Here is a 23,464-nt window from a genome sequence, read left to right on the forward strand (position 1 = left end):
TTTTAGCGAGCGAGAACCCCTGTGGATTCCAGAACAGAAATTACGGAGCTAATTTATAAGACGTGCCTGCGCATGGATGCGAAGGATTTTGACGGCTATCTTGCCCTATGCGACACCGCATTTCACTATGCAATTACCGCCTTCAGTCCTGAGATTCGGAAGAACATGACGTGGTTAGAGCATGACCGTGCCGGGATGGCAACGTTATTCGCAAATCTGCCGAAACATAACAGTGATCATTCACTGCTAAGCAGGCATGCGACTGTCTATACCATCGAAGAACAGGCCAATGGAGAAACGGCGAAGGTAACCAGCGCCCTACAAGTTTTTCGAACCACGCTTGATGGAGGCGCGACGGAGTTGTTTGCGGTGGGAAAAATGACGGATCTGGTTCAGTTGTCTGCGGCTGGCGCCTTGTTACTGGATCGCAACATTCACCTCGAAACCCGCATGATTGGCTTCGGGTTTCATATTCCATTTTAATTACACGCTTTCGGCGGCTATATGAAAATTCAGGTGAATGCTAGGAATCATGCGCACTATTTTGCGACCGATCCGGGAGAAAATATTCTCTACGGTGGCTTGAGTAAATCCATCGATTTACCTTACGAGTGCGGAAGTGGCACGTGCGGGACGTGTAAGGCCCGATTGATCTCTGGCGAATTGGTCGATCATTGGCCGGAAGCGCCCGGTCGTAAATATATCAAGTCCAGTGACGAATTTTTGATGTGCCAATGCAGCGCTGTTACTGATGCTGTTCTCGAAGTACCGGCCTTTGTACATCCTATTGAAGTCGGTGCTTGTACGCCAGATTTTTTAGGGGGGCGTATTCAGACGGTGAGTGCGTTGACGCATGACGTCATGGCAATTTCAATTGAATTATGGGAGCCTGTTGACTTCGACGCCGGTCAGTTTTATCTGGTGCAAGTACCTGGAGTAGAAGGCTTTCGCGCCTGGTCGATGGTTAACTATCAGCGTCACGCCACAACACTCGATTTTGTGATTAAGAAAAAACCTGGTGGTGCGCTGAGTGATTGGCTTTTTAGTGCGTCCCGAGAAGGGATTGAAGTTGAGGTATTTGGACCACTGGGGAAAGCCACCTTCCACCCTGATCTCGGGCAAAATCTGCTTTGCATTGCGGGCGGCAGCGGGATTGCCGGGATGATGTCGATCCTGTCACGAGCAGCACAGTGTCTTTATTTTACACGCTATGCCGGCGATGTTTTCTTTGGTGTGCGTAGCGCCAAAGATGCATTTTATCTGGATGAGTTTGCATACCTGTGTAGTCAGTTCCCCCAGACTTTACACATCACCGTTGCCATGTCCGAGGAGGAAGCTCCGGCCTCAGTCGTTGCCGACTATCCGCAACTTCGTTTTGAAAAAGGCTTTGTGCATGAAGTCGCCGGTCGCAGCATGCAAGGTCGGTACGCAGATGTACGCGCCTATCTGGCTGGACCGCCTCCCGCCGTCGATGCATCGATCCGCATGCTGCTCCAGGCCCGTGTCGCGACCAACAACATCCGCTACGATAAATTTAGCTAGGAGCCATGATATGCGCAAAGTCCATGTTTGTAGCGCACGCGACATCCCGTCCAATGGGATGAAGACATTTGACCTGAGCGATGGGATCAAGGTATTGGTGGCGAATGCTGATACCCAATATTACGCCTATCAGGGGATTTGCCCGCATCAGGAAGTCTGTCTGGATGAAGGATTTTATGATGGATCAGTTCTGACCTGCCATCAACACCTGTGGCAATGGGACATTACGACTGGGGCGGCAGTTGGACTGGCTGAAGCGCCTCTGGAAGCTTATGAAGTTGCGATCGAGGATGGCGAAGTGTTTGTGATCCGGACCAGTGCACTCCAGACGGCGTCATTATTCGGCGGCGTTTCTGCCGACACCATGGAACGACTTAACCAGATTGCGCGCCAAGAGCACCATCCTGCGCGTAGCACACTATACGGTATTGGCGACGCTACCGACGATGTCTATATTCTTGAATCAGGGAAAGTCGATTTTTTGATCGGGCGCGATGATCACACTAGTGCTGCAGGTTTTGTATTGCACAAGGGCGAAGTCTTTGGCTGGGCTGCGCTACTTGATCGCCATCCACGCCGCATCGCTAAAGCGGAGTGTCTGGAGGATTCGGTTGTAATCCGGATTAACGGGTCGCAAGTGCTGGATATTTTGGCGCAAGATCCCGCGTCCGGCTATCTGGTCATGCGACAACTTGCCAATATGATTACGCGCCATCTAACCCTCTCAAAGGCAAAGTAATTAGCGAAAAAATGTTCGTATTAAATCTGTAATTTGTATGTAGCAAACAGTTGAATAGTTAGACGACAACGATATAAAAATGCTGCGCTAACGTCACCTTTCGCCTGAAGGGTGAAAAACAGAATTAGGACTAACGCAAAATCGCCCCAGCAAAGGGTTTGGCGAGTTTGTCGACGAACACAGTACGCCATACGGCTAAAAGAGTACTACGCCGCTAGGGCGATTTTGCATGAGTCCTAAAAAAAGATGGAGACAAACATGAAGAGCAAGAAGAATTGCTGGGTCCGTGCCGTGCGCTGTTCGGTGATGATGGCGCTCTTTGGCCTTCAGGGGGCGCCCGTCACAGTGAGCGCAGGTGAGCTGGAATACGGCAAGATTGGTGAACCAGTCCACCTGGTGATCGGCTATCAGCCCTATTACACCGAAAGCTGGTCCGGTGTAATCATGCGTGGCAAAAAAATGTATGAAAAATACCTGCCAAAAGGCTCCACAGTCGAATTTTCCGTCGGCCTTCAGGGCGCCGTGATTGTCAATGCCATGCTGGCTGGCAAGCAGCATATCGGCTACCTCGGCGATATGCCTGCCATCATCACTGTGACCAAACAAGAAGTTGCCGATATCCGCATCGTGGCCACTCTGGGGCAAGGTACTGATCAATGTAATATTTTTCTGGCACGTGTAGACGCCCCGAATTTTGGCACCCAAAAAGAAGCCATCAAATGGTTAGGTGGCAAACAGGTCGCCGTGGCAAAAGGTAGCTGCGCAGATCGTTTTGGTCAGGCCGTTTTTAAACAAGAGAATATCGAACCGGCGGCATATCTGAACCAGAACATTGAGGTCATCACCAGCGGCTTTCGGGCTGGGAAGCTTAATGCCGCAGTAATCTGGGAGCCTACTGCATCACGCCTGGTGCAGGAAGGATTAGCTAAACGTATCGCTTCAGGCAACGCTATCGATGAAAAAGACAGTGCGTATTTAACCATGCGTTATGACCTTATCAAGCAGCGGCCGGATGTGGTCAATGGCTGGCTAAACGCTGAGTTTGATGCTCAGATGTTTTTGGCTGATCCGAAAAATGCGCAGGAAGTAGCGCAGATGGCAAAGGAGCAGACCACTGGATTTTCGGAAAAAATGCTGTGGTCATCCATGTACGGCAGGTATCCCGATGCCGTTGGTGGAAGCCCTGTTCGCTTGACCTTGCCGTACGCCATTACGCCATCAATCATGACCATGATTAATAGTTCGGCGACATTTCTGTATTCGGCCAAGAGTATCAATGTCGCCACACTTCGTCCCGAGGCGGTCATGCCGCAATTCGCTGATGCGGTGATGAAAGAACGCGGACTCACCGCACCTATTGGCATCGTCAATGCGTTGCCAGAATCGGCCTATAAAGGCAAACCCTGACCTGTTGAAGTGAATGTAAAAGACCCTCCCATGAGCGTGTTCTGACATAAAGTCAGAGTTGCTCAGGGGTGGCGAGTGCCTCGTTATGGGGTTCCACATCTACCTTCCTGGAAAATACATGGAACAAATCAGCACCTTATTGAGACGCACGATGCCGTTTCAAATGGTTACGCCCGGTTTATTATCCGCCATCGCGCGATTTTCAAAATGGCAGTTATTTGCGCGAGGAGATGTGATCTATCAAGTAGGCGACCGGCCCGACGATATCTATGTCATTTCTGCGGGTAAGGTGCAGCACACTTTGCCAGCCAGTGACGGCACATCGCAACCTTTGGAGAAGACCATGCTCTCCGGCGACGTGTTCGGATGGGCGGCAGTACTCGACAATCAGTCCGGTCGATTGGCTGAAACGGTGTGTACCGAGCGCACGGAGGTCTTAAGAATTGACGGGAAAAAATTACTTGACCTGTTTGCCGGTACACCGGATACCGGCGACGTGGTGATGAGCCGCTTTGCTACCATGATCACCAAAGAGTTCAACGCCTCTTCGACCGTGGCAGCGCAGGTTCATCATTACCCTTTAAGTGGCCCCGGCGCTTTGACCGCGGCGCCAAAGATGCCGACTGGTCTCACCTTAACCATGTTTCGCGCATCACAATGGCTAAAAAGTCCTAAACCCTACTTGATGCTTTTAGGATTCACGATCTTTCTAGGCCTCTGGTATCTCACGGTGGAGGTTTGGAAATTACCTCGTTTCCGAGATATGCCCGGATTGACAGTCGTCGTTAAGGAGTTATTTAGCAAAGATCCAATCTATGGCCTTTCACTTTATACGCCAGAATATTACGAACACATTTGGGTCAGCGTGCGTCGCGTTGCGATTGCGTTTTTGTTGGCCACTGTGCTGGGCGTTCCGCTCGGATTGTTTTTAGGATGGTCACGAAGTTTCAGAGAATATATATTCCCTTTGTTTGAGACCTTACGTCCTATTCCGATTCTGGCCTGGGTTCCGCTCGCGATCCTGATGTTCAGTGGATCCGAAACACCAGTTATTTTCCTGACCTTTCTTGCGTCTTTTTTTGCCACTGGACTCAATACCATGCTGGGGGTCGAGTCGATAGACGAGTCCTATAGTCGGGCCGCTATGTGTCTGGGGGCCTCCAAGTGGCAGGTATTCAAAGAAGTCGTCATACCCGGCGCGATGCCATTCATTTTTACCGGGCTACAAATTTCGGTCGGGGTCGCCTGGTTCTCGCTGGTCGCTGGCGAGATGGTATCGGGACAATTCGGGCTCGGTTACGTGATCAATACCTCCTACACCATGGTCCGGTATCCAACGATTGTGATTGGCATGATTACCCTAGGTGCAGTGGGTTACACCACCAGCGCTTTCGTTCGATTGATAGGCGACTACATGATGCAGTGGCGAGTCCGCGAGCTTGCATTGGGAGGAAGATAAATGAGTACGATATTAATGCCGCCACCAGCGCCGACCCAAACGCAGATACAAACCGCTTCCCGAGGCGCAATCCGAATCGAAGACGTAGTGAAGATCTACGATCCAGACGGTGCATCCGTGATGGCGGTCGACCATTGCTCCCTCGATATACCCGCCGGTGAAATATGTATGATCGTTGGTCCGTCTGGCTGCGGCAAAACTACCCTGTTAAATGCGATTGCTGGGTTCCACAGTATCTCGTCAGGCAAGATTTTTCTCGATGGCGAGATGCTGTGCGGGCCTGGAAAACCGCAGGCAGAGCCTGGCTCGGACCGCATCGTTGTCTTTCAGAACGGCGCACTTTTTCCTTGGAAATCGAATCTGGAAAACGTCGCCTTCGGTCCCTTGATGCAAGGGAAAATGGGTAAGAAAGAAATTTACGAAAAAGCCCGCAGCATGATGGCTGATGCAGGTCTTAGTGGTACCGAGCACAATTTTCCAGGTGAAGTTTCATCTGGTTTGCGCCGCCGCGTTGAGATCGTCAGGGCGCTGATGAATGACCCTAAAGTCCTGCTATTTGACGAACCTTACCGCGCCCTCGATTCCCTTACCAAATCGGTCATGCATGAAGCGCTGCTAGAGATATATTACAAGAACAAGGTGACTATATTTTTTATCACACACGATCTCGAAGAGGCAATTTTTCTGGGACATCGCCTGGTAATCATGACCTCGCGCCCTTGCCGCCCCAAAAAAATCCTTAATGTCGATATCCCGCATCCCCGTGATTACGGTGTGCTGACAAGTTTGCGCTTCCGCCAATTGATGGAAGAAACCATTGAGGTGGTCCACGAAGAAGCTAAGAAATCCTTTGCCGCTGGCGAGAAAGAAGGGTGAGTAAATCATGACCATTGCATCGCGCTTGAAGAAAAAGATTCCTGGTCGCGCTGGACTACGCGCCACTATCTCGCTGGTCGTATTTCTGATCCTTTGGGAGGCAGGCGCACGATCAAAACAATGGCTGGGGGTTTCGTTACCCTGGATCGGAATGATTCCGGCCCCAACAGCCGTGCTCATAGTGTGGGCGGGCCTTCTCAATGACAGGGGTTACTGGCAAAGCTGGTATCTCAGCTTATTTCGGGTGCTGGCGGGTTTTATTGCAGCGATGGTGGTGGGAATTCCGCTTGGGCTGCTAATGGCAGTGAGCAAAAACTTTAATAGTATTAGCTTTCCTACGTTTGAAATCCTGCGTCCTATTCCTCCCTTGGCTTGGGTTCCGGTCGCCATCATCTTTTGGCCGACACAGGAGCTATCGATTGCCTTCGTTACTTTTCTAGGTGCGTTTTTCACCGTCGTTATCAATGTGGTAGGTGGAGCGCGCGCCATCGACATCCGCTACTTTCAGTCGGCGCAAGCGATGGGATCGTCGCAGTGGGACATCTTTCGGCGCATCGTCCTCCCAGCCACACTGCCGTCAATCGTGGTTGGTTCATCGGTCGGTATGGGTATTACCTGGAACGTCGTGGTGGCGGCAGAAATGATTTCAGGCGGCGGCAGCCAAACTGGTGGATCCGGTGGCGGACTTGGATTTTTTATTTGGAATTCTTACGTTGGTGGCTCGTACGAACAAATTGTGGTTGGTATGTTGAGTATCGGTATCGCCGGATATGCGTGTAGCGAGTTGTTACGCTCACTTGGCGGTTATCTGACACCGTGGTTGAAAAAACGTTAAAGGAAAACAAATGATCAACGATGTCAATCCCGCTATTACGGGTATTAGCTTTCCGAAAGAACTCCGCAGCTCGGGGGAAATCTGCGTCGACAATGTCAGCAAATCATATGGTGCAGGGCAATTCACCAAAGAGGTGGTGCAAGACTGCTCCTTCACCATTGAGCGCAATAAATTGACAGTGATGATCGGTCCATCCGGCTGTGGAAAAAGTACCCTTATCCGACTGTTGGCTGGTTTCGAAGCGCCCACAACGGGGACGATGACACTCAACGGCAAATCGATCACCAAACCAGGGCGTGATCGACTGGTCGTATTTCAGGAGTCGGCATTATTCCCGTGGATGACAACCTATGACAACATCATGTTCGGACCGCGAGCACGTGGGGAAGATACCCAGCAAGCCCGCGATCTGGCGGAATTTTTGCTGCACAAAGTGGGTCTGACAGCGTTTCGTAAAAAATATCCACCACAGCTTTCCGGGGGAATGCAACGCCGCGCCGAACTGGCACGGGCGATGATCAACAATCCTGAAGTGATGATTCTGGACGAGCCGTTTCGCGGTCTCGACGCCATGTCAAAGGAGCTGATGTGGGAGTACTACGCCGGGTTGTTCGACGAGTCCCGCAGGACCAGTTTTTTTGTCACCACCGATATCGACGAAGCGATCTTCCTGGCAGACCGCCTGCTGATCATGACCAATATCCCCGCCCGGGTGCGTGCCACGCTTGAGATCGATGTCCCCCGCCCGCGCCGTCTGGTCGACATGGTCAATTGCGAGCGCGCCAATGAAGTCAAGATGGAAGCACTGGCGCTTTTACATGAAGAAGCAATGAAATCTTTTACGGGCGGCAGCAAGGCCGCGGCCGACTTTGTTGAGGCTTATGCAAAACGTGCACATAAGTCAGAGGTCGCGCAATAACTTTTTAAAATTTATGCAGGAACGCTTTTCCATAAAAAATGTTAGACCACCACAGGAGACTTAAACAATGGCAACCGAAATTATCGACATGCGCAGCCGTCCGTCTTTCTTGCATGATTTTTACGGCGCGACGCCCGGCACCAAAGAATACGATGTCGTGAAATGGCTAAACCGCCGCGTAGGCGCTAAGAATGATGAGCACTTTACCCGCTCGAAAACGATCAAGGGCTTCGTCGATGACGTACGCGGAAGCGGCATCCAGACGGCGGTTGTCGTCGGACGTGATATTCCCGGCATTCGTCATAGCAACGATGAGATTTACAAGATCACGAATAAATACAAAGAATTGGTCGGCATCGGATCGGTCGATCCTTACGCGTTGGGTAGCCAGGGCGCCGCCAAAGAAGTCGAGCGCGCCATCAATGAGTTGGGCCTCAAGGGGATTAATCTGGAGCCAGGCTTTGGTGCGGTTCCAACCCATGCTGACGATCCGATTTTCTTTCCCATCTACGAAGTATGTGCCCAGCTCAATGTACCTGTGTGCGTGATGTCGGGCCCCACCACACCTAACTTCGATCACAATGATCCTGCCGCAATAGGACGCCTGGCGCGCGCCTTTCCGAATTTATCCATCGTCTGTTATCACGGATTTTATCCCCGTGTGAACGAAATAATCGGCGTCGCCTTCCGCTACGAGAACGTCTTTATCGTGCCTGACATGTATATCTTTTTGCCTGGTAGTAGCTTGTATGTCGAAGCTGCTAACGGCTTCATGAAAGATCAGCTTCTGTTTGGTAGTTCTTACCCGTTCCGGCCAATGGGACAGTCCGTCGAGGATTATCAGAAGCTTGGCTTCCGTGGCGACGTGCTGGATGCTGTATTTTCAGGTAATGCCAAGCGTGTATTGAAACTCACTTGATATGCCGCCAGGCACTTAGCGATTAACGTGCGGTGCCTGCATTGATGCCAAGTATCTTTGTCGAAAAAATCTACAGTTATGCTCAGCGCGATCCTGAAATATAGATTTCTGTTCCGTCGCCGCTTCCGCTTCTCGGACGAACATACAATGCTGTTGTGGGCTTCGTTCAGTGGTCTTCTAGGCGCGTGCGCCACGATCGCGTTTCGCGACGGCATCCTTGGTCTTCAGGTACTGCTCACGGGACGGACCGGCTCTTTGGTTGAAATCGCTAAGAGCTTGCCGTGGTATGCGCGCATGCTGCTTCCCGCAGGCGGCGGTGTGGTTGCTGGTATTTTTCTGGTGCTGGCGAAGCGGGTCACGGTCAGCGCATCGTCTGACTATATGGAGGCTATCTCCATCGGCGACGGCAACATCCCGGTGCGGCAAAGTCTGTTGCGCAGTATTTCCTCATTGAGCTCCATCGCCACCGGTGGATCAATTGGTCGAGAAGGATCCATGGTCCACTTGGCAGCAATGGCAGCCTCCTTCGTGGGCCGCATAGTGCACTTTAGTCCACAACAACTTCGGCTACTAGTCGCTTGCGGTGCCGCCGCTGGTCTCACTTCTGCCTACAATGCACCGATTGCGGGTGCGTTTTTCATTTCTGAAATCGTGTTGGGATCAATCGCCATGAGCAGTTTTGGCCCGATTTTGGTCGCCTCGGTCGTCGCCAATATTACTATGCGTGAATTACCCGGTTACAAGCCGACCTATGAAATGCCAATCTTTCCGGTCATCTTCGGTACAGAAGTCATTTTTTTCGTCGCGCTCGGTATTCTGTGCGGCATCGCCGCGCCGCAGTTCCTGCGCCTGCTACAGCTTAGCAAACGTACATTTCAGCGAACCAACTTGTCGATGCCTCTGCGGCTCGGTATAGGTGGTTTGATGGTGGGCATTATATCGATTTGGGTTCCTCAAGTATGGGGAAACGGTTATAGCGTGGTTAATTCGTTATTGCATTCACCTCTGCAGGCTCCGTGGGCCTGGAACGCAGTGCTAGTCATACTCGTGTTTAAGATCATCGCCACCGCCCTGACGACTGGCTCCGGCGCGGTGGGTGGCGTGTTCACTCCCGCTCTTTTTGTTGGTGCCGCCATCGGGTATCTGGTTGGGCTTGGCGTGGACCAGTTATTACCGGGTGGCACGTCAGAGCCCTTCGCCTACGCCATCGTGGGGATGGGCGCATTTCTCGCCGCTGCAACCGGCGCGCCGTTGATGGCGATCCTCATGATCTTCGAGATGACCTTAAGTTACCAAGTGGTGCTGCCGTTGATGTTGTCTTGCGTAGTGGCGTATTTTGTTGCACGTTCCATCGACGATACCGCAATGTACGAAATCACGATCAAACGCAACCGCGATGCAAAAGCACGTCTACTGTTACGCAATACGCACATGCGAGATTTGATTAAGCCAGCGAATACTGTGCTTCCCATCACCGCCAGCTTTCAGGAAATTTCGCGCATGTTCCTGCAATATCCTGTGAAGTATATTTATATCGTGGATGACCGCAACCACTATCGCGGCGTGGTCGCCTTGCAAGACGTGACATCTGCACTCCTCGATAAAGATGACATATCAATGAAATCTGCACTGGACTTCCTCCAACAGGATTGCTTACACGTAATCACCCCGGAAATGACACTGAGTCAAGCACTGGAACATTTTCTGGCTCATCAGGGCGAACGACTCCCAACGGTCGAATATGGCATCCGTTCAAAGCTGTTAGGAGTTGTGTACAAGTCGTCATTGTTAGACGCGTACGTCAAATTGCATCGGTCCGAAGATTGAGGGCAGGAATGCAAGATCGGGGGCCAGTGCGACTATGATTTTTATGATGCAATACCGCAGAAGGAAACAGTAAGCCGCGTTAAACCCGAACCTGCCCAGGAGCAAAATAAGTTATCAACAGAAATTGTGAATAACCCTGTTAAGAACTATTCAATATAGCAACTAACACTTTGATTTATATAACTTTTTTGGCTACGCACAGAATAAAGCAAGAGCTGCTAAATGAGTAAGTGCAACTTTATGAAAACATAGAAAGTCTGGCGGATCAGCTAGACGCGAGCTAGCGCGAATTCAGAGTCCCTGTAATTTGTACTTCAACAGATGCCGACGCACACACCTTCTTATATTTCGGTACCGATTGGACGTCGATAGGAGATGTCCCATTCGTCTTGCTCGATCTCTTCGAACCCATGATGTTGGTAAAAACCATTGGAACGACTCTCCTTCAACGCCTTAACCATGATCGGCAAACCCAGCGCATTCGCTTGGGCAATGATGCTTTGCATCACTATTGCACCGATCCCGCGGCCTTGGTAATCGGGATGTATATATAAATGCTCAAGCAGTAGCATCTGATCGGTCGGCTTAACGACGAAGAAACCTGCGTGCACACCATCCGCCAGGATATGACGCGCGTATTCGGCTTTAAAACCGTTTTTTAACCGATCCCTTGCCCGAACTGGGTCAAAGCGTCCAACGCGCTCCAGACTCTCTCGCATGGCTGCAATTCGCAGCGCTACCAAACTTTCAAAATCTTGCTTCGTAACAATAGCAAAAACAATATTCACGTTATCTTCAGACTGGCTGCTATAGATAGTATTCATATACTGATTGAAATCCCCAACGGGGAATAATATTGATTAAAACGAAAGGCTCTAGTTAGCGACGCGATATCCCGGCTCACGCTATTTACGCGAGGCACAAAAAAGCCAACGATAATGCGTTGGCTTTAGGGTTTTTTCGAAAAACTAACACTGCGCTATCATTTAACGAAATCATACAACCCACGATTTAGCGCGCAAGAATAGCATAAACAATAAGGTTTGCACACATCACCAATAAATACTCTGGGATTGCATAGTTCCGGTAGTGTCTTGCGCGATGGTGACCGCAGCGATGCTTTAGCCAATCTATCCGGCCATCCCAAGGCCTGAGATCGCGGGAAACACTTTGCCGTTATGTAGCTTAGCTAAAATCAATTTCAGAAATGAAAAAGCCCCTGACGAATCAGGGGCTTATCATTCTTGGAGGAGGCGGTGGGAGTCGAACCCACGATACAGGTTTAAGCCCATATGCTTCCTTAGCAGGGAAGTGCCTTCGACCACTCGGCCACGCCTCCAAACTCGCTGCCACATTATAATATCGCTGCAGCAAGGCTACGCATAATAGCTTTTCATACGAAGTTGGTCAATGAAAAGTCTGTCTTTTTAGCCATAAAAGGCTAAATTTATTTCATTTAGACTTTTTCCAGCTCAAACGCTTTATGTAGGGCCCGTACGGCTAGCTCCATGTACTTTTCGTTGATCAATACTGATATCTTGATTTCTGAAGTTGAGATCATTTGAATATTGATACCCTCCTCCGATAAGGTACGAAACATCTGGGATGCAATACCGACGTGGCTACGCATGCCCACACCCACCACTGATACTTTCGATACTTTGTTGTCCCCAATAATATTGCCGGAACCAACGTGCGCTTTGACTTTATCGTCCAGTACACCCATCGTTTTATCGTAATCGCCGCGTGACACAGTAAAGGTGAAGTCCGTCTTGCCGTCCATCGATTGATTCTGGATGATCATGTCGACTTCGATGTTGGCTTCCGCAACTGCACCAAGTATCTGATAAGCAATACCTGGACGATCAGGTACGCCGATTACGGTGATTTTTGCTTCATCGCGGCTAAAGGCGATACCGGTAATGGTAGCTTGTTCCATCTTTGTGTCTTCCTCAAACGAAATCAGTGTGCCGGAAACCATTTCTTGTTCCAGCGGCATTAGGGGGTCAGTCAACGAGGACAGTACCCGTGTTGGCATCTTGTAATTCCCCGCAAATTCGACTGAGCGAATTTGCAAGATTTTTGACCCAAGCGACGCCATTTCAAGCATTTCTTCAAAAGTCACAGTATTGAGGCGGCGCGCATCTGATACGACACGTGGATCGGTGGTGTAGACACCATCCACATCGGTATAAATCAGACATTCAACTGCGCCCAAGGCTGCTGCGACCGCCACCGCTGAGGTATCCGAGCCGCCACGTCCTAGCGTGGTAATGTTGCCATTATCGTCAACGCCCTGAAAGCCGGTAATAATGACCACTTTACCCTCGTCCAGATCACGCCGCACTTTAGCGTCGTCGATCGAGCGTATGCGTGCTTTTGTATGCGCCGAGTCAGTCTTAATCACGACCTGCCATCCGGCATAGGATACCGCTGGTTGACCGATTGCTTGCAATGCCATTGCTAGCAGGGCAACCGACGTTTGCTCGCCAGTGGACGCCAGCATATCAAGTTCACGCGGATCAGGATTGGCGTTGACTTCCTTTGCCAAACCCAGCAGACGATTGGTCTCACCAGACATGGCCGAAGGAACGACGACGACTTGGTGGCCCGCGTTATGCCATTTGGCAACGCGCTTAGCGACATTCTTGATACGCTCTGGTGAGCCCATCGACGTGCCGCCGTATTTGTGAACGATTAAAGCCATAAGGTTAAGGAGGTGGGCTTGTAGATAAAAGGCTTAAAGATAAGTGCTTGATGCTAAAAATTAGCCGCTAACTTTACATCTTAAGAGGCTAAAAAACAAGCTAAAACGGCTGGAAAGTGGCTCCCACTAGCCATATATGACTAGTTCTGCCACCTTAAATCGATATCAAAGCGATAAAACGTGTGTTGTTGGTTTGGACCTATCCGGGCATTGTCGCTGCTCAACGGTTAGCTATCACTGGTAAGTCATAGCCTTTCTACGCAAAACATGCTTGAAGCGGCCGGTCTGAACTAACTCTCATCCTGCACAGACAACCTCAATTCCGGAAACACTTTACGCAACGCTAAATTATCCGGCTCCCAACGCAAACTCACATTGCCACTTCCTTCGGGTGCAAGCAAATGGCAATCAAATCCCAAATTAGCAGCAAACATTAGCTTCCCTGCCGCCAGTACCATTGGCAAACACTCTCGCTTCCAGGCTGGAATATCCGCAGCCTGATAAAGATACTTCAACGCTTTCGTGGGCCGATTGAAGGCAAGTTTGAGTCGCTCGCCGCCGCTACGGTACTGTAGTTGCAACGGTTGTTGACGCAACCATTCGGCAGCTACGCCATGCTCCGACGTTTCAAAATGCAAGCTTCCGCCATAGATGGGGAAAGCGAGCGCGGCTTCGCCAGTCCAGCGGAAGGGAATGGGATCAATCTCTTCACGATCCAGATCATCACGAGGCGTCAAAAAAACCCGATCACGATGACGCCGAATATGACATTCCGGATGGGTCACACAAAGTTGGGCATCGGCTTTTGCTGACAGCAATTGGTCTCGCATCTCGCTCAGCCAAGCGCTCGAAGGCATCCGCAAATCATGTAAACCAAACCAATACCGTAGCAAGTTGTCGATCCGTGCCGCACTCAATTTGCGGACCTTGTCCAACTCGAGACAGTTATTACCCGCACACGCTGCCATATCCTGCGCGGCGAGTTCGATTAATAATTTTTGGCTGGACTGCATGTGACCTGCCGTGCGCGTCAGGCGTTCTTGAAAGCCGACAAAATACTGACTAAGTACCGGCATCAATTGATGACGTAGCGCATTTCTGGCATAGCGTGAATCATGATTAGATTCATCTTCGACAAAGGGTATGCTGTGGTTAGTAGCGTAACTTTCAAGTTGCGCTCGCGATACCGCCAGCAATGGCCGCGCCATCAGCAACGTTGCATCGCCCAACAGTGCGGGTGCAGCGTTCACTGTATCCATGCCAGATAACCCCGCCACGCCAGACCCGCGCAGCAATTGCAGTAATACGGTTTCTGCCTGATCGTCAATATGATGCGCGGCTAACAATAGTGGCACTTGATGCTGACGGCACATATCGCCCAAAGCAGCATAACGACTGTTACGCGCGGCCTCTTCCACGCCAGTTTTATCGGCATTGCGCAAGGCAATATGGCGTGCATCAAAGATCACATCCAGACGCTGGCACTCAGCAGCGCAATGCGCCAGCCATTGATCAGCCTGCGGGCTAATACCGTGATGAACATGAAAAGCACGTAGTTTTATCTGATGTTCTGCGGCATATTGTGCCGCTAATGCGAGTAACACTGACGAGTCAAGACCGCCGCTATAAGCGATTGCTATAGTTGATGGGAACTGAACATCGGCCAGCGTCTCGACGGGTGATTCGCGGCCGTTGGAAGAAATAGAAAAAGCGCGCTGAATAATATCTTTCAGCGCGCCCTCAAACTGTTCGGTGATGGTGACCGTGTGCGGATTTGCCACTATTCTGTCGCCGAAATTTCCTTGAATTTGCCGTAGCTCATCAATTTCTCGTGGCGAGCCGCCAACAAATCCTTGGTTTTAACACCTTGGAACTGACGCAATGTATCTGCCAATGCGCGCTTTAACAATCCAGCCATTTGCTTGGGATCGCGGTGTGCACCACCAAGCGGTTCATTGACGATCTTGTCAATCAAACCCATTGCTTTTAAACGATGTGCGGTCAAGCCCAAGGCATCTGCCGCATCCGCTGCCCGCTCGGCGCTCTTCCACAAAATCGAAGCGCAGCCTTCTGGTGAGATCACCGCATAAGTCGAATATTGCAACATCAATACCGCATCGCCCACAGCGATCGCCAGCGCGCCGCCGGAGCCGCCTTCGCCGATGATCGTGGCAATCAATGGCACTTTGAGTTCAGCCATGCAGTAAAGATTATGTCCAATCGCTTCGGACTGACCGCGTTCTTCAGCATCAATACCGGGGAACGCACCCGGCGTATCAACAAAGGTAAAGATCGGCAGACCAAATTTTTCTGCGACTTTCATCAACCGCAGCGCTTTGCGATAGCCTTCCGGCTTTGGCATACCAAAGTTACGCAAAGCACGCTCTTTGGTATCGCGACCTTTTTGATGACCAATCACCATACAAGCCTGACCGTTAAAGCGCGCCAGACCGCCGACGATAGACTGATCGTCAGCATAGGTGCGATCCCCATGCAATTCATGGAAATCAGTAAACATTTCATTCACATAATCCATCGTATAAGGACGTTGTGGATGACGTGCGATCTGTGAAACCTGCCACGGTGTTAGCTTGGCGTAGATATCTTTGGTCAGTTGCTGGCTTTTTTTCGATAAACGATCAATCTCTTCCGAAATATCGACTGCCGAATCATCCTGTACAAAGCGCAGCTCTTCTATTTTGCCATCCAGCTCGGCAATCGACTGTTCGAAGCCAAGAAATGTGGTCTTACTCATGGTATTCCTTTGTTTTTGCGCATCGCCACGAAGGCATGAGGCTGCGCCAAATCTGTAACTACTATGTATTTGCGCAAACTGTTGCTGAAACGCTTATCAGAAAATGCCTAAAATAATGTAATTTTAACCATTACCGAACAACTTCCACCGTTTGCTACATTTCTTTCACTACGTTTTCGTTTGCTACTTTTCAGTATGCAACCGGTATTGGCTCAAGACTGCGCCATAAATACCATGTGGCAACGGTACGCCATGGCTCCCAGTTAGCCGACACCTCACGCGCATCGCTACGTGACACCGGTTCACCTGAGAAGTAATTAACGCTGATGCCTTTTAATAAACCGACATCATCCAACGGCAAAATATTCGGCCGAAGCAGATTAAATATCAAAAACATCTCCGCTGTCCAGCGGCCAATGCCACGAATCTGGATTAATTCAGCGATAACATCCTCATCGGGCATACTGACCCACTTATCCGCATGGACTCGTTTTGCCTTGAAATGTTCAGCTAAATCAAGGATATATTCCGCTTTACGCTTGGATAAACCGCATGCAGCTAATTGTTCGTGGCCCGCTTTTAGCACTTGGGAAGGCGAACATTTGGGGCAGATTAACAGAAATTTCTGCCAAACCGCTTCCGCTGATTTGATCGAGATTTGTTGTCCGATCACAGAGCGCGCCAATGTCGTGAATGGCTCACTACGACCAGTCAGGTGCAAATCGCCAAATTGCGGAATCAGTTTGCGCATAATACGGTCACGCTTCATCAGCTCAACCTTGGCGTCTTCCCAGTATGCGGCGACGTGAATCTTGCTATCCGCAGTTGTTATTATATTTTGCATGCGAACTAAGTCCTCCGCCATTCGGTTAGACCACTCGGCTTATCTTCGAGCAGCACGCCAGCCGCTAACAGCTCGGCACGTATGCCATCCGCAGCAGAAAAATCTTTGGCCTTCTTTGCAGCCGACCGCGCTTCGATTTTTAGCTGAATGCTTTCTTCAGACAAACCAACTACACAATCAACATTGCGCTCTCCTGCGCTGCGACCTTTCAAATAATCGTCAGCCGCCCGCGTTAAAAATCCCAAATTCCCACCCAATGCCTTCAATTGTCGTGCCAAAGCTGCCGATTTAGTTTTATTAACCTCGTTAGCAAGATCAAACAATATGGCGATCGCCGACGGCGTATTGAAATCATCGTTCATTGCTTCAACGGTGCGCAACGCATATGTCTCGTTCGGATCAAACGGCGCATCATCCGGCGTGACTTCTTTAAGCGCCGTGTACAGGCGCGTTAGCGCGTTCTTGGCATCGTCCAGATTACTATCGGCATAATTCAACTGACTACGGTAATGCGCCCGTAGGATAAAGAAACGAATCACCTCGGCATCATACGTTTTTAACACTTCGCGTATCGTAAAAAAATTGCCCAATGATTTAGACATCTTCTCATTGTCTACACGAATAAAACCGTTATGCATCCAATAATTAACAAATTGATGTCCCGAAGCGCCTTCTGACTGCGCAATTTCATTTTCATGATGCGGGAATTGCAAATCCTGCCCACCTCCATGAATATCAAACTGTTCGCCAAGCAAGTGCTCTGCCATCGCAGAGCACTCAATATGCCAGCCGGGCCGACCACGGCCCCATGGCGATGCCCACTTCACCTCGTCTGGTTCGGTTTCCTTTGACGCTTTCCACAATACAAAATCCAGGGGATCGCGCTTGCCGGTATTAACGTCCACGCGTTCACCGGCACGGAGGTCGTCGAGCGATTTACCAGAAAGTTTGCCGTAACCGGCGAAATCCCGCACCGAATAGTTAACATCACCGTCGGTAGCTTTATAGGCAAGGCCATTGCCTTCCAGTTTGCCGATCAACGACAACATTTGCGGCACATAGTCTGTCGCGCGCGGCTCATGATCCGGTTTTTGCACACCGAGCGCCCTTGCATCCTGATCCATTGCTGCAATAAAGCGGGTTGTTAATTGCGAGATGGTTTCGCCGTTTTCGACTGCGCGGCGAATGATCTTGTCGTCAATATCGGTAATGTTGCGCACATAGGTAACGTCAAACCCAGATTGCCTCAACCAGCGCTGGACCATGTCAAACACCACCATCACGCGTGCGTGACCGAGATGGCAATAGTCGTACACGGTCATGCCGCACACGTACATGCGCACTTTGCCAGGCACAATTGGGGAAAACGGCTGCTTCTGGCGCGCCAGTGTGTTATATATTTTTAGGTTACTCATGGAATCTAGTAGTTCAGGCACAGATTTATTGCACGTTGGCCCTGGTCGTTAGCACATCACCTCCCGGAAAATATGCCACGTCAGTACAACAAGACCGCCAAAACTCTTTTGCAATGCTTAGTTTGATAAAATGCTTCTTTTCGACGCAGTATATCAAACAACCAGACAACCTAGCATTGCGGAAAAGCAAAATCGTCACTCTTGCAGTAAACTTGTTGGCAATTATACGTGGCGTGTACACAATGCACCCGTAACGTCATGGTCGTAAGACTCTGAATTTATGCTGTCGTTTTAAGCTGACGTATTAAACTTTCGTATTATTCACCAGAAGGGATTTTTCATGCAACGCATCAAGCAAAGCAAGGTATTAAGCGCACCATCAACTTCTCGCCGCACCTTTTCCCGCGTGCTGGCAACGTCAATTGCCGCGCTATCTCTGTCTTTTGCCTTTTCGAATGCCCACGCTGCCGACATGCCACATGTCCTGCTAAAAACGAACATGGGCGACATCGTCCTCGAACTGAATGCTGAGAAAGCTCCCAAAACAGTCAAAAATTTCCTAAGCTATGTGAACACGGGCCACTACAACGGCACTGTTTTTCACCGCGTAATTGATGGATTTATGATTCAGGGCGGCGGTTTTGACAAGAAGATGAACGAGAAGCCAGCACCAAATAAAGTTGAGAACGAAGGTAAGAACGGCTTGAAAAATACCGAATACAGCGTCGCCATGGCACGCACTTCGGACCCGCAATCTGCTTCTGCGCAATTCTTTATTAACGTCAAGGATAATCAATTTTTGAACTATCCAGGTCAAGACGGCTACGGCTATGCAGTTTTTGGCAAAGTGATTCAAGGCATGGAAGTCGTCGACAAGATCAAAAAAGTCAAAACAGGGGCGCAGGATGTACCAGTGCAACAAGTCATCATTGAGTCTGCGTCCATTACCAAATAAATGGGATCGATGGGACAACTGTTTTAACCACCAATTGGCCCCATTTAGCGCGATTAAACGTGCTGAAAGGTAAATAAGGTGTCAATTGGCGTTTAGCAGAACTGGTACTCGAAACATCTATTGTTGCAATAAAAAAATAGCCTGACGCAACACTAAGGTCAGTATTCATTTCAGAAGCATTCGTACCTAGCAACAAAACCAGTTATCCGCTATAAGAATACCCATTTTCAATCTATAACCCTCAAGGCAAAAAATCATGACAGTCATCCTGACCACGAACCACGGCAACATCACCATCGAACTAGATGCAGAAAAAGCACCAAAGTCAGTTGAAAACTTTTTAGCCTATGTCAATTCAGGTCATTACAACGGCACCATTTTCCATCGCGTCATTGATGGTTTTATGGTGCAAGGCGGCGGCTTCGAGCCGGGAATGAAACAAAAACCGACTAATGCTACAGTCGAAAATGAAGCCAAGAATGGCCTGAAAAATCTGCCGTACACCTTAGCAATGGCGCGTACTTCGGACCCACATTCGGCTTCAGCCCAGTTCTTCATCAATATTAAGAACAATAGCTTCCTTGATTATCCGGGACAAGATGGTTGGGGTTATTGCGTTTTTGGAACAGTCACTGAAGGCATGGATGTCGTCGATAAAATCAAGGCCGTTAAAACTAGCCGTACCGGTATGTTCGCAGACGTACCTGTAGAAGATGTCATCATCGAAAAAGCAGAAGTCGTTCAATAATCTAAGGCAATAATCTAAAAACCTGCTTACGATCTGTAGCCTAACTAAATGGCTAAGCTGGCTTAGGAGCGATTAGGATAAATAGCGCGAAGAAACCTGAAAGGTCTTTAGACTACGAAGGTTTTGAGCCTAATTTAGTGCCAGATACCTCAAGTCAGCCAGATCGTAAAAGGCCAACAGCAATCGTCACACACACAGCTGCCCTCTATGACCGAAGCCACTTCATACACGCCGGTACAAACATCTGCGGTTGCATTATTCATTTCTGATCTGCACTTACAGGAAGCGCATCCTCGTACTACGCAAGCGTTCTACGATTTTTTGGATACGCATGCACGCCAGGCAAAGCAACTGTATCTGTTGGGTGATTTATTTGAATATTGGGCTGGTGACGACGATCTGGAAACACCTTATAACCAACAAATCGCCAATGCGCTCCGTCAGGTTAGCGACGCTAATGTTGAGGTATTCTGGATCGCAGGAAATCGAGACTTTTTGGTAGGCCAAGCCTTTGCTGAAGCGGCAGGACTTACATTATTGTCCGACCCATTTGTCGCCACAATTGCAGGTCGGCGCGTAACACTGGCACATGGCGATGCGCAATGCACCGATGATCTTGGTTACATGGCATTTCGCGCACAAGTTCGCAATCCGCAATGGCAACAACAATTTCTCGCATTACCATTGACGCAACGCAAAACGATCATCGCGGGTGCACGTGATGAGAGTCGTAAAGAACAACAAAACAAATCGATGGACATCATGGATGTCAATCAACAGGCGATTGCCGCGCTGTTTGCTGAAACCGGTACTGATACGCTAATTCATGGACACACACATCGTCCGGCCGTACATACCAATAAGGCCGCTGGCGTAACACTGAATCGCTATGTGTTATCGGATTGGGATTATGACCTCAAAAAACCACGCGGCGGCTGGATATCCATTGATTCAGACGGTGCAATTCGGCGTTTCGACCATTCCGGTAGCGCGCTTCAGAGTGTATAAATAGTAATTGATATAACTTACTTTTTTCTCAACATCTTGCAAATCAATTTATTTCAACTAAAATTAACAAATAGATGTAATTTTAATAATAAAAATGATGATTTGATCTAATCAATACCATTTATAGCTCTATTCAGAGAAGTAACCTGGCAGTCATTCCATTGATCCACCAAATGCATCTGAAAAAATCGTATTAAGCGCAGACACACAAAAAGTGTGGGGCACGTTTGAAACCTGTTTTTTTGATCAACTCGATGGAGGCATCATGTATAGGCGAGACTTCATACTAAAAACCGCTGGAGCGCTGGGAATGACCAGTCTGGTCCTTGCTGGCTGCACGACTACCTCGCCATCAGACGCTAATGCCGATCCGGGCAAACGTCGTCGGCAAATTGATACAAGCATCGATACAACAATGGCACGCTTATATACGGCTGCTCCACATGCGCGTGAACTGGTATCCAAGGCAAATGGCGTGTTGGTATTTCCATCTGTTATTGCAGCAGGATTTGGCATCGGCGGTCAATATGGGGAAGGAGCGCTACGTGTCGGAAATAAAACCGACGGTTACTACAGTACCGCTTCCGCTTCAATTGGGTTACAAATCGGCGCCCAGTCTAAAGCGCTGATTTTTCTGTTCATGACTCAGGACTCGCTAAACAAATTTCGTAGTAGCAACGGTTGGGCAGTGGGTGCCGATGCATCGGTCGCTGTCCTTAAGATCGGCGCGAACGGCGAAATAGATACAACGTCCATGACATCCTCAGTTCTGGCATTTGTATTAACCAACAGTGGTCTTATGGCAAATCTAACGCTCGAAGGTACTAAGGTATCGCGACTCAACATGTAAGTGATGTGTCACGCGCCCTGATTGCACCTAATAACGCCATAAATAATGCGCGTTAATGCAATCATTCAATCGCTGAGGGAGTATTAACGTAACGTGTCATTAAAAAAGCTCACAATCCTTTATGGATTGTGAGCTTATATAATTTGGCCGTATTTACGCTTTTGTAAGCGCTACAGACGATGATTCCATCGAAATTACGGGTTTTGAATGTTCGCCGCTTGCTTGCCTTTTGGGCCTTGCATGATATCGAACTGGACTTTTTGACCTTCTTTTAATGTCTTGAAACCGCCCATCTGAATCGCGGAAAAATGCGCGAACAAGTCTTCACTGCCGTCATCGGGAGTAATGAAGCCGAAGCCCTTAGAGTCGTTAAACCACTTGACGATACCTGTTGTCATAATACTTCTTTCAAAAATGTCACACCACACGGGCTGGAAGGCAGGACCTCGGTCGACCGAATACATCACTTTGTTCCTACCTGCATTACCCACTTTGTATTAAAAAATATCAACCGTAAAACGCATTATTTTCAATATTTTTAAAAAGTGATTTAACACGTTTATTATCAGAAATAATGTGGCTAGAAATACTCAGTCATTCTAACCATAACGCTTAGATGATTAAATCCAGGCGTAACCATTTCATAGTTTGATGCTGATAATGTGTTGCGCTATGAAAGCGAAACCCATGCAACATCATCCACAGAATGGGAAAACAATACTATCGGGTTTTGGCGATTTTTTAGTAGGGGAATACCTGATTGGGGATGTCAGATATTGAGTGATCGGCGGAAGACAAATCTAACAAACACCAGGGATTATGCTAAATTATTACTACGCTTGTGCGAGCATATAATACAACGAAGGTAAACCATCCTTGATCTCACAACGCCTTTACGTTAACACTTTTTATTCAAACTGTCGTTTGAATTCCGCAAACTGGTTACTCAACGCATCCACCTGTTGACGCAGCATAACGACTTCTTCCTCAAGCCCAGCAATACGGTCCTGACGATCTGATCTATGAATCGCGGCACTATTAGAAAACGTTTCAGCAACCACTTGTTGCGCCAAAATTTCCTCACCAGTTAACAGTTGCGCGTAGCGCGATTCTTTTGTGCCCGGCCCTTTTACCAGACGCGCTACCAGTGGCGGATATTTATCGATAAGAAATTGCAGCGCAATCTCGACATCGTTGACGGAGGCAAACTCATATTGACGACTGCAACGCATACGGACCTCACCGGCGGTCTGAATACCTCGCAACATCAAGGTCGCCAATACAGCCAACTTATCCGGCTCAAGCGTCCATTTAAGACGCATACGATGCTCGTATTTGGCAACACGCGCGCCCGCCTGATTGACCTCCACGACCAACTTGCGCTGCATAAGTCGTTGCAACACATCCAGCACGGTTGACTCTGAAATTGACATTACAGGATCACGACTCGATAACTGGTTACAGCCATTCACCAGCGTATTGAGTGAGAGAGGATAGTTATCGGGCGTTAGTGCTTCTTTTTCTGCCAATACGGCAAGTACACGAATTTCAAATGAATCAAGGATGGCGTCATCGCCATTGGATGGGGAGATTGCTTCCAGTGTCATTATCTAACCTTTTGTATGTTACCTTGGTCTGGATCCGCGCAGGATCAACGTA

At 49.1% G+C, this 23,464-nt stretch carries 22 protein-coding genes and 1 tRNA gene; 14 read left to right on the forward strand and 9 right to left on the reverse strand.

The window, feature by feature from the left end:
* Positions 1–21: 21 nt before the first annotated feature.
* The 10 genes from QN379_RS12990 (at position 22) to QN379_RS13035 (ending at position 10,523) form a co-directional block, all read left to right on the forward strand.
* On the forward strand, positions 22–483 hold the full coding sequence (locus QN379_RS12990; RefSeq protein ID WP_323506813.1) for a nuclear transport factor 2 family protein: 462 nt from the start codon (positions 22–24) through the stop codon (positions 481–483).
* Between the two features lie 21 nt (positions 484–504).
* Positions 505–1,542 (forward strand): 2Fe-2S iron-sulfur cluster-binding protein, encoded by a 1,038-nt coding sequence (locus QN379_RS12995; RefSeq protein ID WP_323506814.1) that lies wholly within the window; start codon positions 505–507, stop codon positions 1,540–1,542.
* Between the two features lie 10 nt (positions 1,543–1,552).
* Entirely contained in the window at positions 1,553–2,281 is a 729-nt protein-coding gene (locus QN379_RS13000) for a cyclic nucleotide-binding domain-containing protein (protein WP_322237566.1), read from the forward strand.
* A gap of 258 nt (positions 2,282–2,539) precedes the next feature.
* Positions 2,540–3,688, forward strand: coding sequence for an ABC transporter substrate-binding protein (locus QN379_RS13005; RefSeq protein ID WP_322237564.1), 1,149 nt, complete (start codon positions 2,540–2,542; stop codon positions 3,686–3,688).
* A 118-nt stretch (positions 3,689–3,806) separates the two neighbouring features.
* Complete coding sequence (locus tag QN379_RS13010) at positions 3,807–5,147, forward strand: ABC transporter permease subunit (protein ID WP_323506815.1); 1,341 nt, start codon at positions 3,807–3,809, stop codon at positions 5,145–5,147.
* Entirely contained in the window at positions 5,148–6,023 is an 876-nt protein-coding gene (locus tag QN379_RS13015; RefSeq protein ID WP_322237558.1) for an ABC transporter ATP-binding protein, read from the forward strand.
* Between the two features lie 7 nt (positions 6,024–6,030).
* Positions 6,031–6,858 (forward strand): ABC transporter permease, encoded by an 828-nt coding sequence (locus QN379_RS13020; protein WP_323506816.1) that lies wholly within the window; start codon positions 6,031–6,033, stop codon positions 6,856–6,858.
* Positions 6,859–6,868: 10 nt separating this feature from the next.
* Complete coding sequence (locus QN379_RS13025) at positions 6,869–7,777, forward strand: ABC transporter ATP-binding protein (protein WP_322237552.1); 909 nt, start codon at positions 6,869–6,871, stop codon at positions 7,775–7,777.
* 67 nt (positions 7,778–7,844) lie between these two features.
* Positions 7,845–8,696 (forward strand): amidohydrolase family protein, encoded by an 852-nt coding sequence (locus QN379_RS13030; RefSeq protein WP_322237549.1) that lies wholly within the window; start codon positions 7,845–7,847, stop codon positions 8,694–8,696.
* Positions 8,697–8,774: 78 nt separating this feature from the next.
* Positions 8,775–10,523 (forward strand): ClcB-like voltage-gated chloride channel protein, encoded by a 1,749-nt coding sequence (locus tag QN379_RS13035; protein ID WP_323506817.1) that lies wholly within the window; start codon positions 8,775–8,777, stop codon positions 10,521–10,523.
* 341 nt (positions 10,524–10,864) lie between these two features.
* On the opposite strand, the gene QN379_RS13040 is transcribed toward QN379_RS13035, so the two are convergent.
* From QN379_RS13040 to cysS, 7 genes are all read right to left on the reverse strand, one after another.
* Positions 10,865–11,347, reverse strand: coding sequence for a GNAT family N-acetyltransferase (locus tag QN379_RS13040; protein ID WP_323506818.1), 483 nt, complete (start codon positions 11,345–11,347; stop codon positions 10,865–10,867).
* Between the two features lie 421 nt (positions 11,348–11,768).
* Positions 11,769–11,862 (reverse strand) — tRNA-Ser (locus QN379_RS13045).
* Positions 11,863–11,979: 117 nt separating this feature from the next.
* The gene (locus QN379_RS13050) at positions 11,980–13,230 is read right to left on the reverse strand and encodes an aspartate kinase (protein WP_322237541.1); all 1,251 of its coding nucleotides are present in this window, start codon (positions 13,228–13,230) and stop codon (positions 11,980–11,982) included.
* A 290-nt stretch (positions 13,231–13,520) separates the two neighbouring features.
* Positions 13,521–15,011 (reverse strand): tRNA lysidine(34) synthetase TilS, encoded by a 1,491-nt coding sequence (tilS, locus tag QN379_RS13055; RefSeq protein ID WP_323506819.1) that lies wholly within the window; start codon positions 15,009–15,011, stop codon positions 13,521–13,523.
* A complete protein-coding gene (locus QN379_RS13060; protein ID WP_205323106.1) occupies positions 15,011–15,985 on the reverse strand; it encodes an acetyl-CoA carboxylase carboxyltransferase subunit alpha in 975 nt (324 codons plus the stop codon). Before QN379_RS13060 ends, tilS begins: the two co-directional genes overlap by 1 nt.
* A gap of 190 nt (positions 15,986–16,175) precedes the next feature.
* Positions 16,176–16,829, reverse strand: a complete 654-nt coding sequence (locus QN379_RS13065; RefSeq protein ID WP_322237535.1) for a DNA-3-methyladenine glycosylase — start codon at positions 16,827–16,829, stop codon at positions 16,176–16,178.
* A 5-nt stretch (positions 16,830–16,834) separates the two neighbouring features.
* Positions 16,835–18,244, reverse strand: a complete 1,410-nt coding sequence (cysS, locus tag QN379_RS13070; protein ID WP_322237533.1) for a cysteine--tRNA ligase — start codon at positions 18,242–18,244, stop codon at positions 16,835–16,837.
* 340 nt (positions 18,245–18,584) lie between these two features.
* On the opposite strand from cysS, the gene QN379_RS13075 reads away from it, so the two are divergent.
* The 4 genes from QN379_RS13075 (at position 18,585) to QN379_RS13090 (ending at position 21,805) form a co-directional block, all read left to right on the forward strand.
* The gene (locus tag QN379_RS13075) at positions 18,585–19,199 is read left to right on the forward strand and encodes a peptidylprolyl isomerase (protein ID WP_322237530.1); all 615 of its coding nucleotides are present in this window, start codon (positions 18,585–18,587) and stop codon (positions 19,197–19,199) included.
* Between the two features lie 256 nt (positions 19,200–19,455).
* A complete protein-coding gene (locus QN379_RS13080; protein WP_322237527.1) occupies positions 19,456–19,947 on the forward strand; it encodes a peptidylprolyl isomerase in 492 nt (163 codons plus the stop codon).
* Between the two features lie 207 nt (positions 19,948–20,154).
* On the forward strand, positions 20,155–20,955 hold the full coding sequence (locus QN379_RS13085) for a UDP-2,3-diacylglucosamine diphosphatase (RefSeq protein ID WP_323506820.1): 801 nt from the start codon (positions 20,155–20,157) through the stop codon (positions 20,953–20,955).
* Between the two features lie 265 nt (positions 20,956–21,220).
* Entirely contained in the window at positions 21,221–21,805 is a 585-nt protein-coding gene (locus QN379_RS13090; RefSeq protein ID WP_323506821.1) for a YSC84-related protein, read from the forward strand.
* 194 nt (positions 21,806–21,999) lie between these two features.
* Here QN379_RS13090 and QN379_RS13095 read toward each other — a convergent pair whose 3' ends face one another.
* Positions 22,000–22,203 carry a cold-shock protein gene (locus QN379_RS13095; RefSeq protein ID WP_168052175.1) on the reverse strand — a complete coding sequence of 68 codons (204 nt, stop codon included), beginning with the start codon at positions 22,201–22,203 and terminating at the stop codon, positions 22,000–22,002.
* A 510-nt stretch (positions 22,204–22,713) separates the two neighbouring features.
* Positions 22,714–23,412: a YceH family protein gene (locus QN379_RS13100; RefSeq protein ID WP_323506822.1), complete on the reverse strand. Its 699-nt coding sequence runs from the start codon at positions 23,410–23,412 to the stop codon at positions 22,714–22,716.
* Positions 23,413–23,464 lie beyond the last annotated feature (52 nt).

This window comes from Glaciimonas sp. Gout2, from assembly GCF_035018905.1.
Taxonomy (GTDB): Bacteria; Pseudomonadota; Gammaproteobacteria; order Burkholderiales; family Burkholderiaceae_D; genus Glaciimonas.

What these genes read in the sequence shown, in the direction of transcription:
- QN379_RS12995 (WP_323506814.1), top strand. Translation starts at nt 505, where the DNA reads ATGAAAATTCAGGTGAATGCTAGGAATCATGCGCACTATTTTGCGACC.
- QN379_RS13000 (WP_322237566.1), top strand. Translation starts at nt 1,553, where the DNA reads ATGCGCAAAGTCCATGTTTGTAGCGCACGCGACATCCCGTCCAATGGG.
- QN379_RS13005 (WP_322237564.1), top strand. Translation starts at nt 2,540, where the DNA reads ATGAAGAGCAAGAAGAATTGCTGGGTCCGTGCCGTGCGCTGTTCGGTG.
- QN379_RS13010 (WP_323506815.1), top strand. Translation starts at nt 3,807, where the DNA reads ATGGAACAAATCAGCACCTTATTGAGACGCACGATGCCGTTTCAAATG.
- QN379_RS13015 (WP_322237558.1), top strand. Translation starts at nt 5,148, where the DNA reads ATGAGTACGATATTAATGCCGCCACCAGCGCCGACCCAAACGCAGATA.
- QN379_RS13020 (WP_323506816.1), top strand. Translation starts at nt 6,031, where the DNA reads ATGACCATTGCATCGCGCTTGAAGAAAAAGATTCCTGGTCGCGCTGGA.
- QN379_RS13025 (WP_322237552.1), top strand. Translation starts at nt 6,869, where the DNA reads ATGATCAACGATGTCAATCCCGCTATTACGGGTATTAGCTTTCCGAAA.
- QN379_RS13030 (WP_322237549.1), top strand. Translation starts at nt 7,845, where the DNA reads ATGGCAACCGAAATTATCGACATGCGCAGCCGTCCGTCTTTCTTGCAT.
- QN379_RS13035 (WP_323506817.1), top strand. Translation starts at nt 8,775, where the DNA reads ATGCTCAGCGCGATCCTGAAATATAGATTTCTGTTCCGTCGCCGCTTC.
- QN379_RS13040 (WP_323506818.1), bottom strand. Translation starts at nt 11,347, where the DNA reads ATGAATACTATCTATAGCAGCCAGTCTGAAGATAACGTGAATATTGTT.
- QN379_RS13050 (WP_322237541.1), bottom strand. Translation starts at nt 13,230, where the DNA reads ATGGCTTTAATCGTTCACAAATACGGCGGCACGTCGATGGGCTCACCA.
- QN379_RS13060 (WP_205323106.1), bottom strand. Translation starts at nt 15,985, where the DNA reads ATGAGTAAGACCACATTTCTTGGCTTCGAACAGTCGATTGCCGAGCTG.
- QN379_RS13065 (WP_322237535.1), bottom strand. Translation starts at nt 16,829, where the DNA reads ATGCAAAATATAATAACAACTGCGGATAGCAAGATTCACGTCGCCGCA.
- cysS (WP_322237533.1), bottom strand. Translation starts at nt 18,244, where the DNA reads ATGAGTAACCTAAAAATATATAACACACTGGCGCGCCAGAAGCAGCCG.
- QN379_RS13075 (WP_322237530.1), top strand. Translation starts at nt 18,585, where the DNA reads ATGCAACGCATCAAGCAAAGCAAGGTATTAAGCGCACCATCAACTTCT.
- QN379_RS13080 (WP_322237527.1), top strand. Translation starts at nt 19,456, where the DNA reads ATGACAGTCATCCTGACCACGAACCACGGCAACATCACCATCGAACTA.
- QN379_RS13085 (WP_323506820.1), top strand. Translation starts at nt 20,155, where the DNA reads ATGACCGAAGCCACTTCATACACGCCGGTACAAACATCTGCGGTTGCA.
- QN379_RS13090 (WP_323506821.1), top strand. Translation starts at nt 21,221, where the DNA reads ATGTATAGGCGAGACTTCATACTAAAAACCGCTGGAGCGCTGGGAATG.
- QN379_RS13095 (WP_168052175.1), bottom strand. Translation starts at nt 22,203, where the DNA reads ATGACAACAGGTATCGTCAAGTGGTTTAACGACTCTAAGGGCTTCGGC.
- QN379_RS13100 (WP_323506822.1), bottom strand. Translation starts at nt 23,412, where the DNA reads ATGACACTGGAAGCAATCTCCCCATCCAATGGCGATGACGCCATCCTT.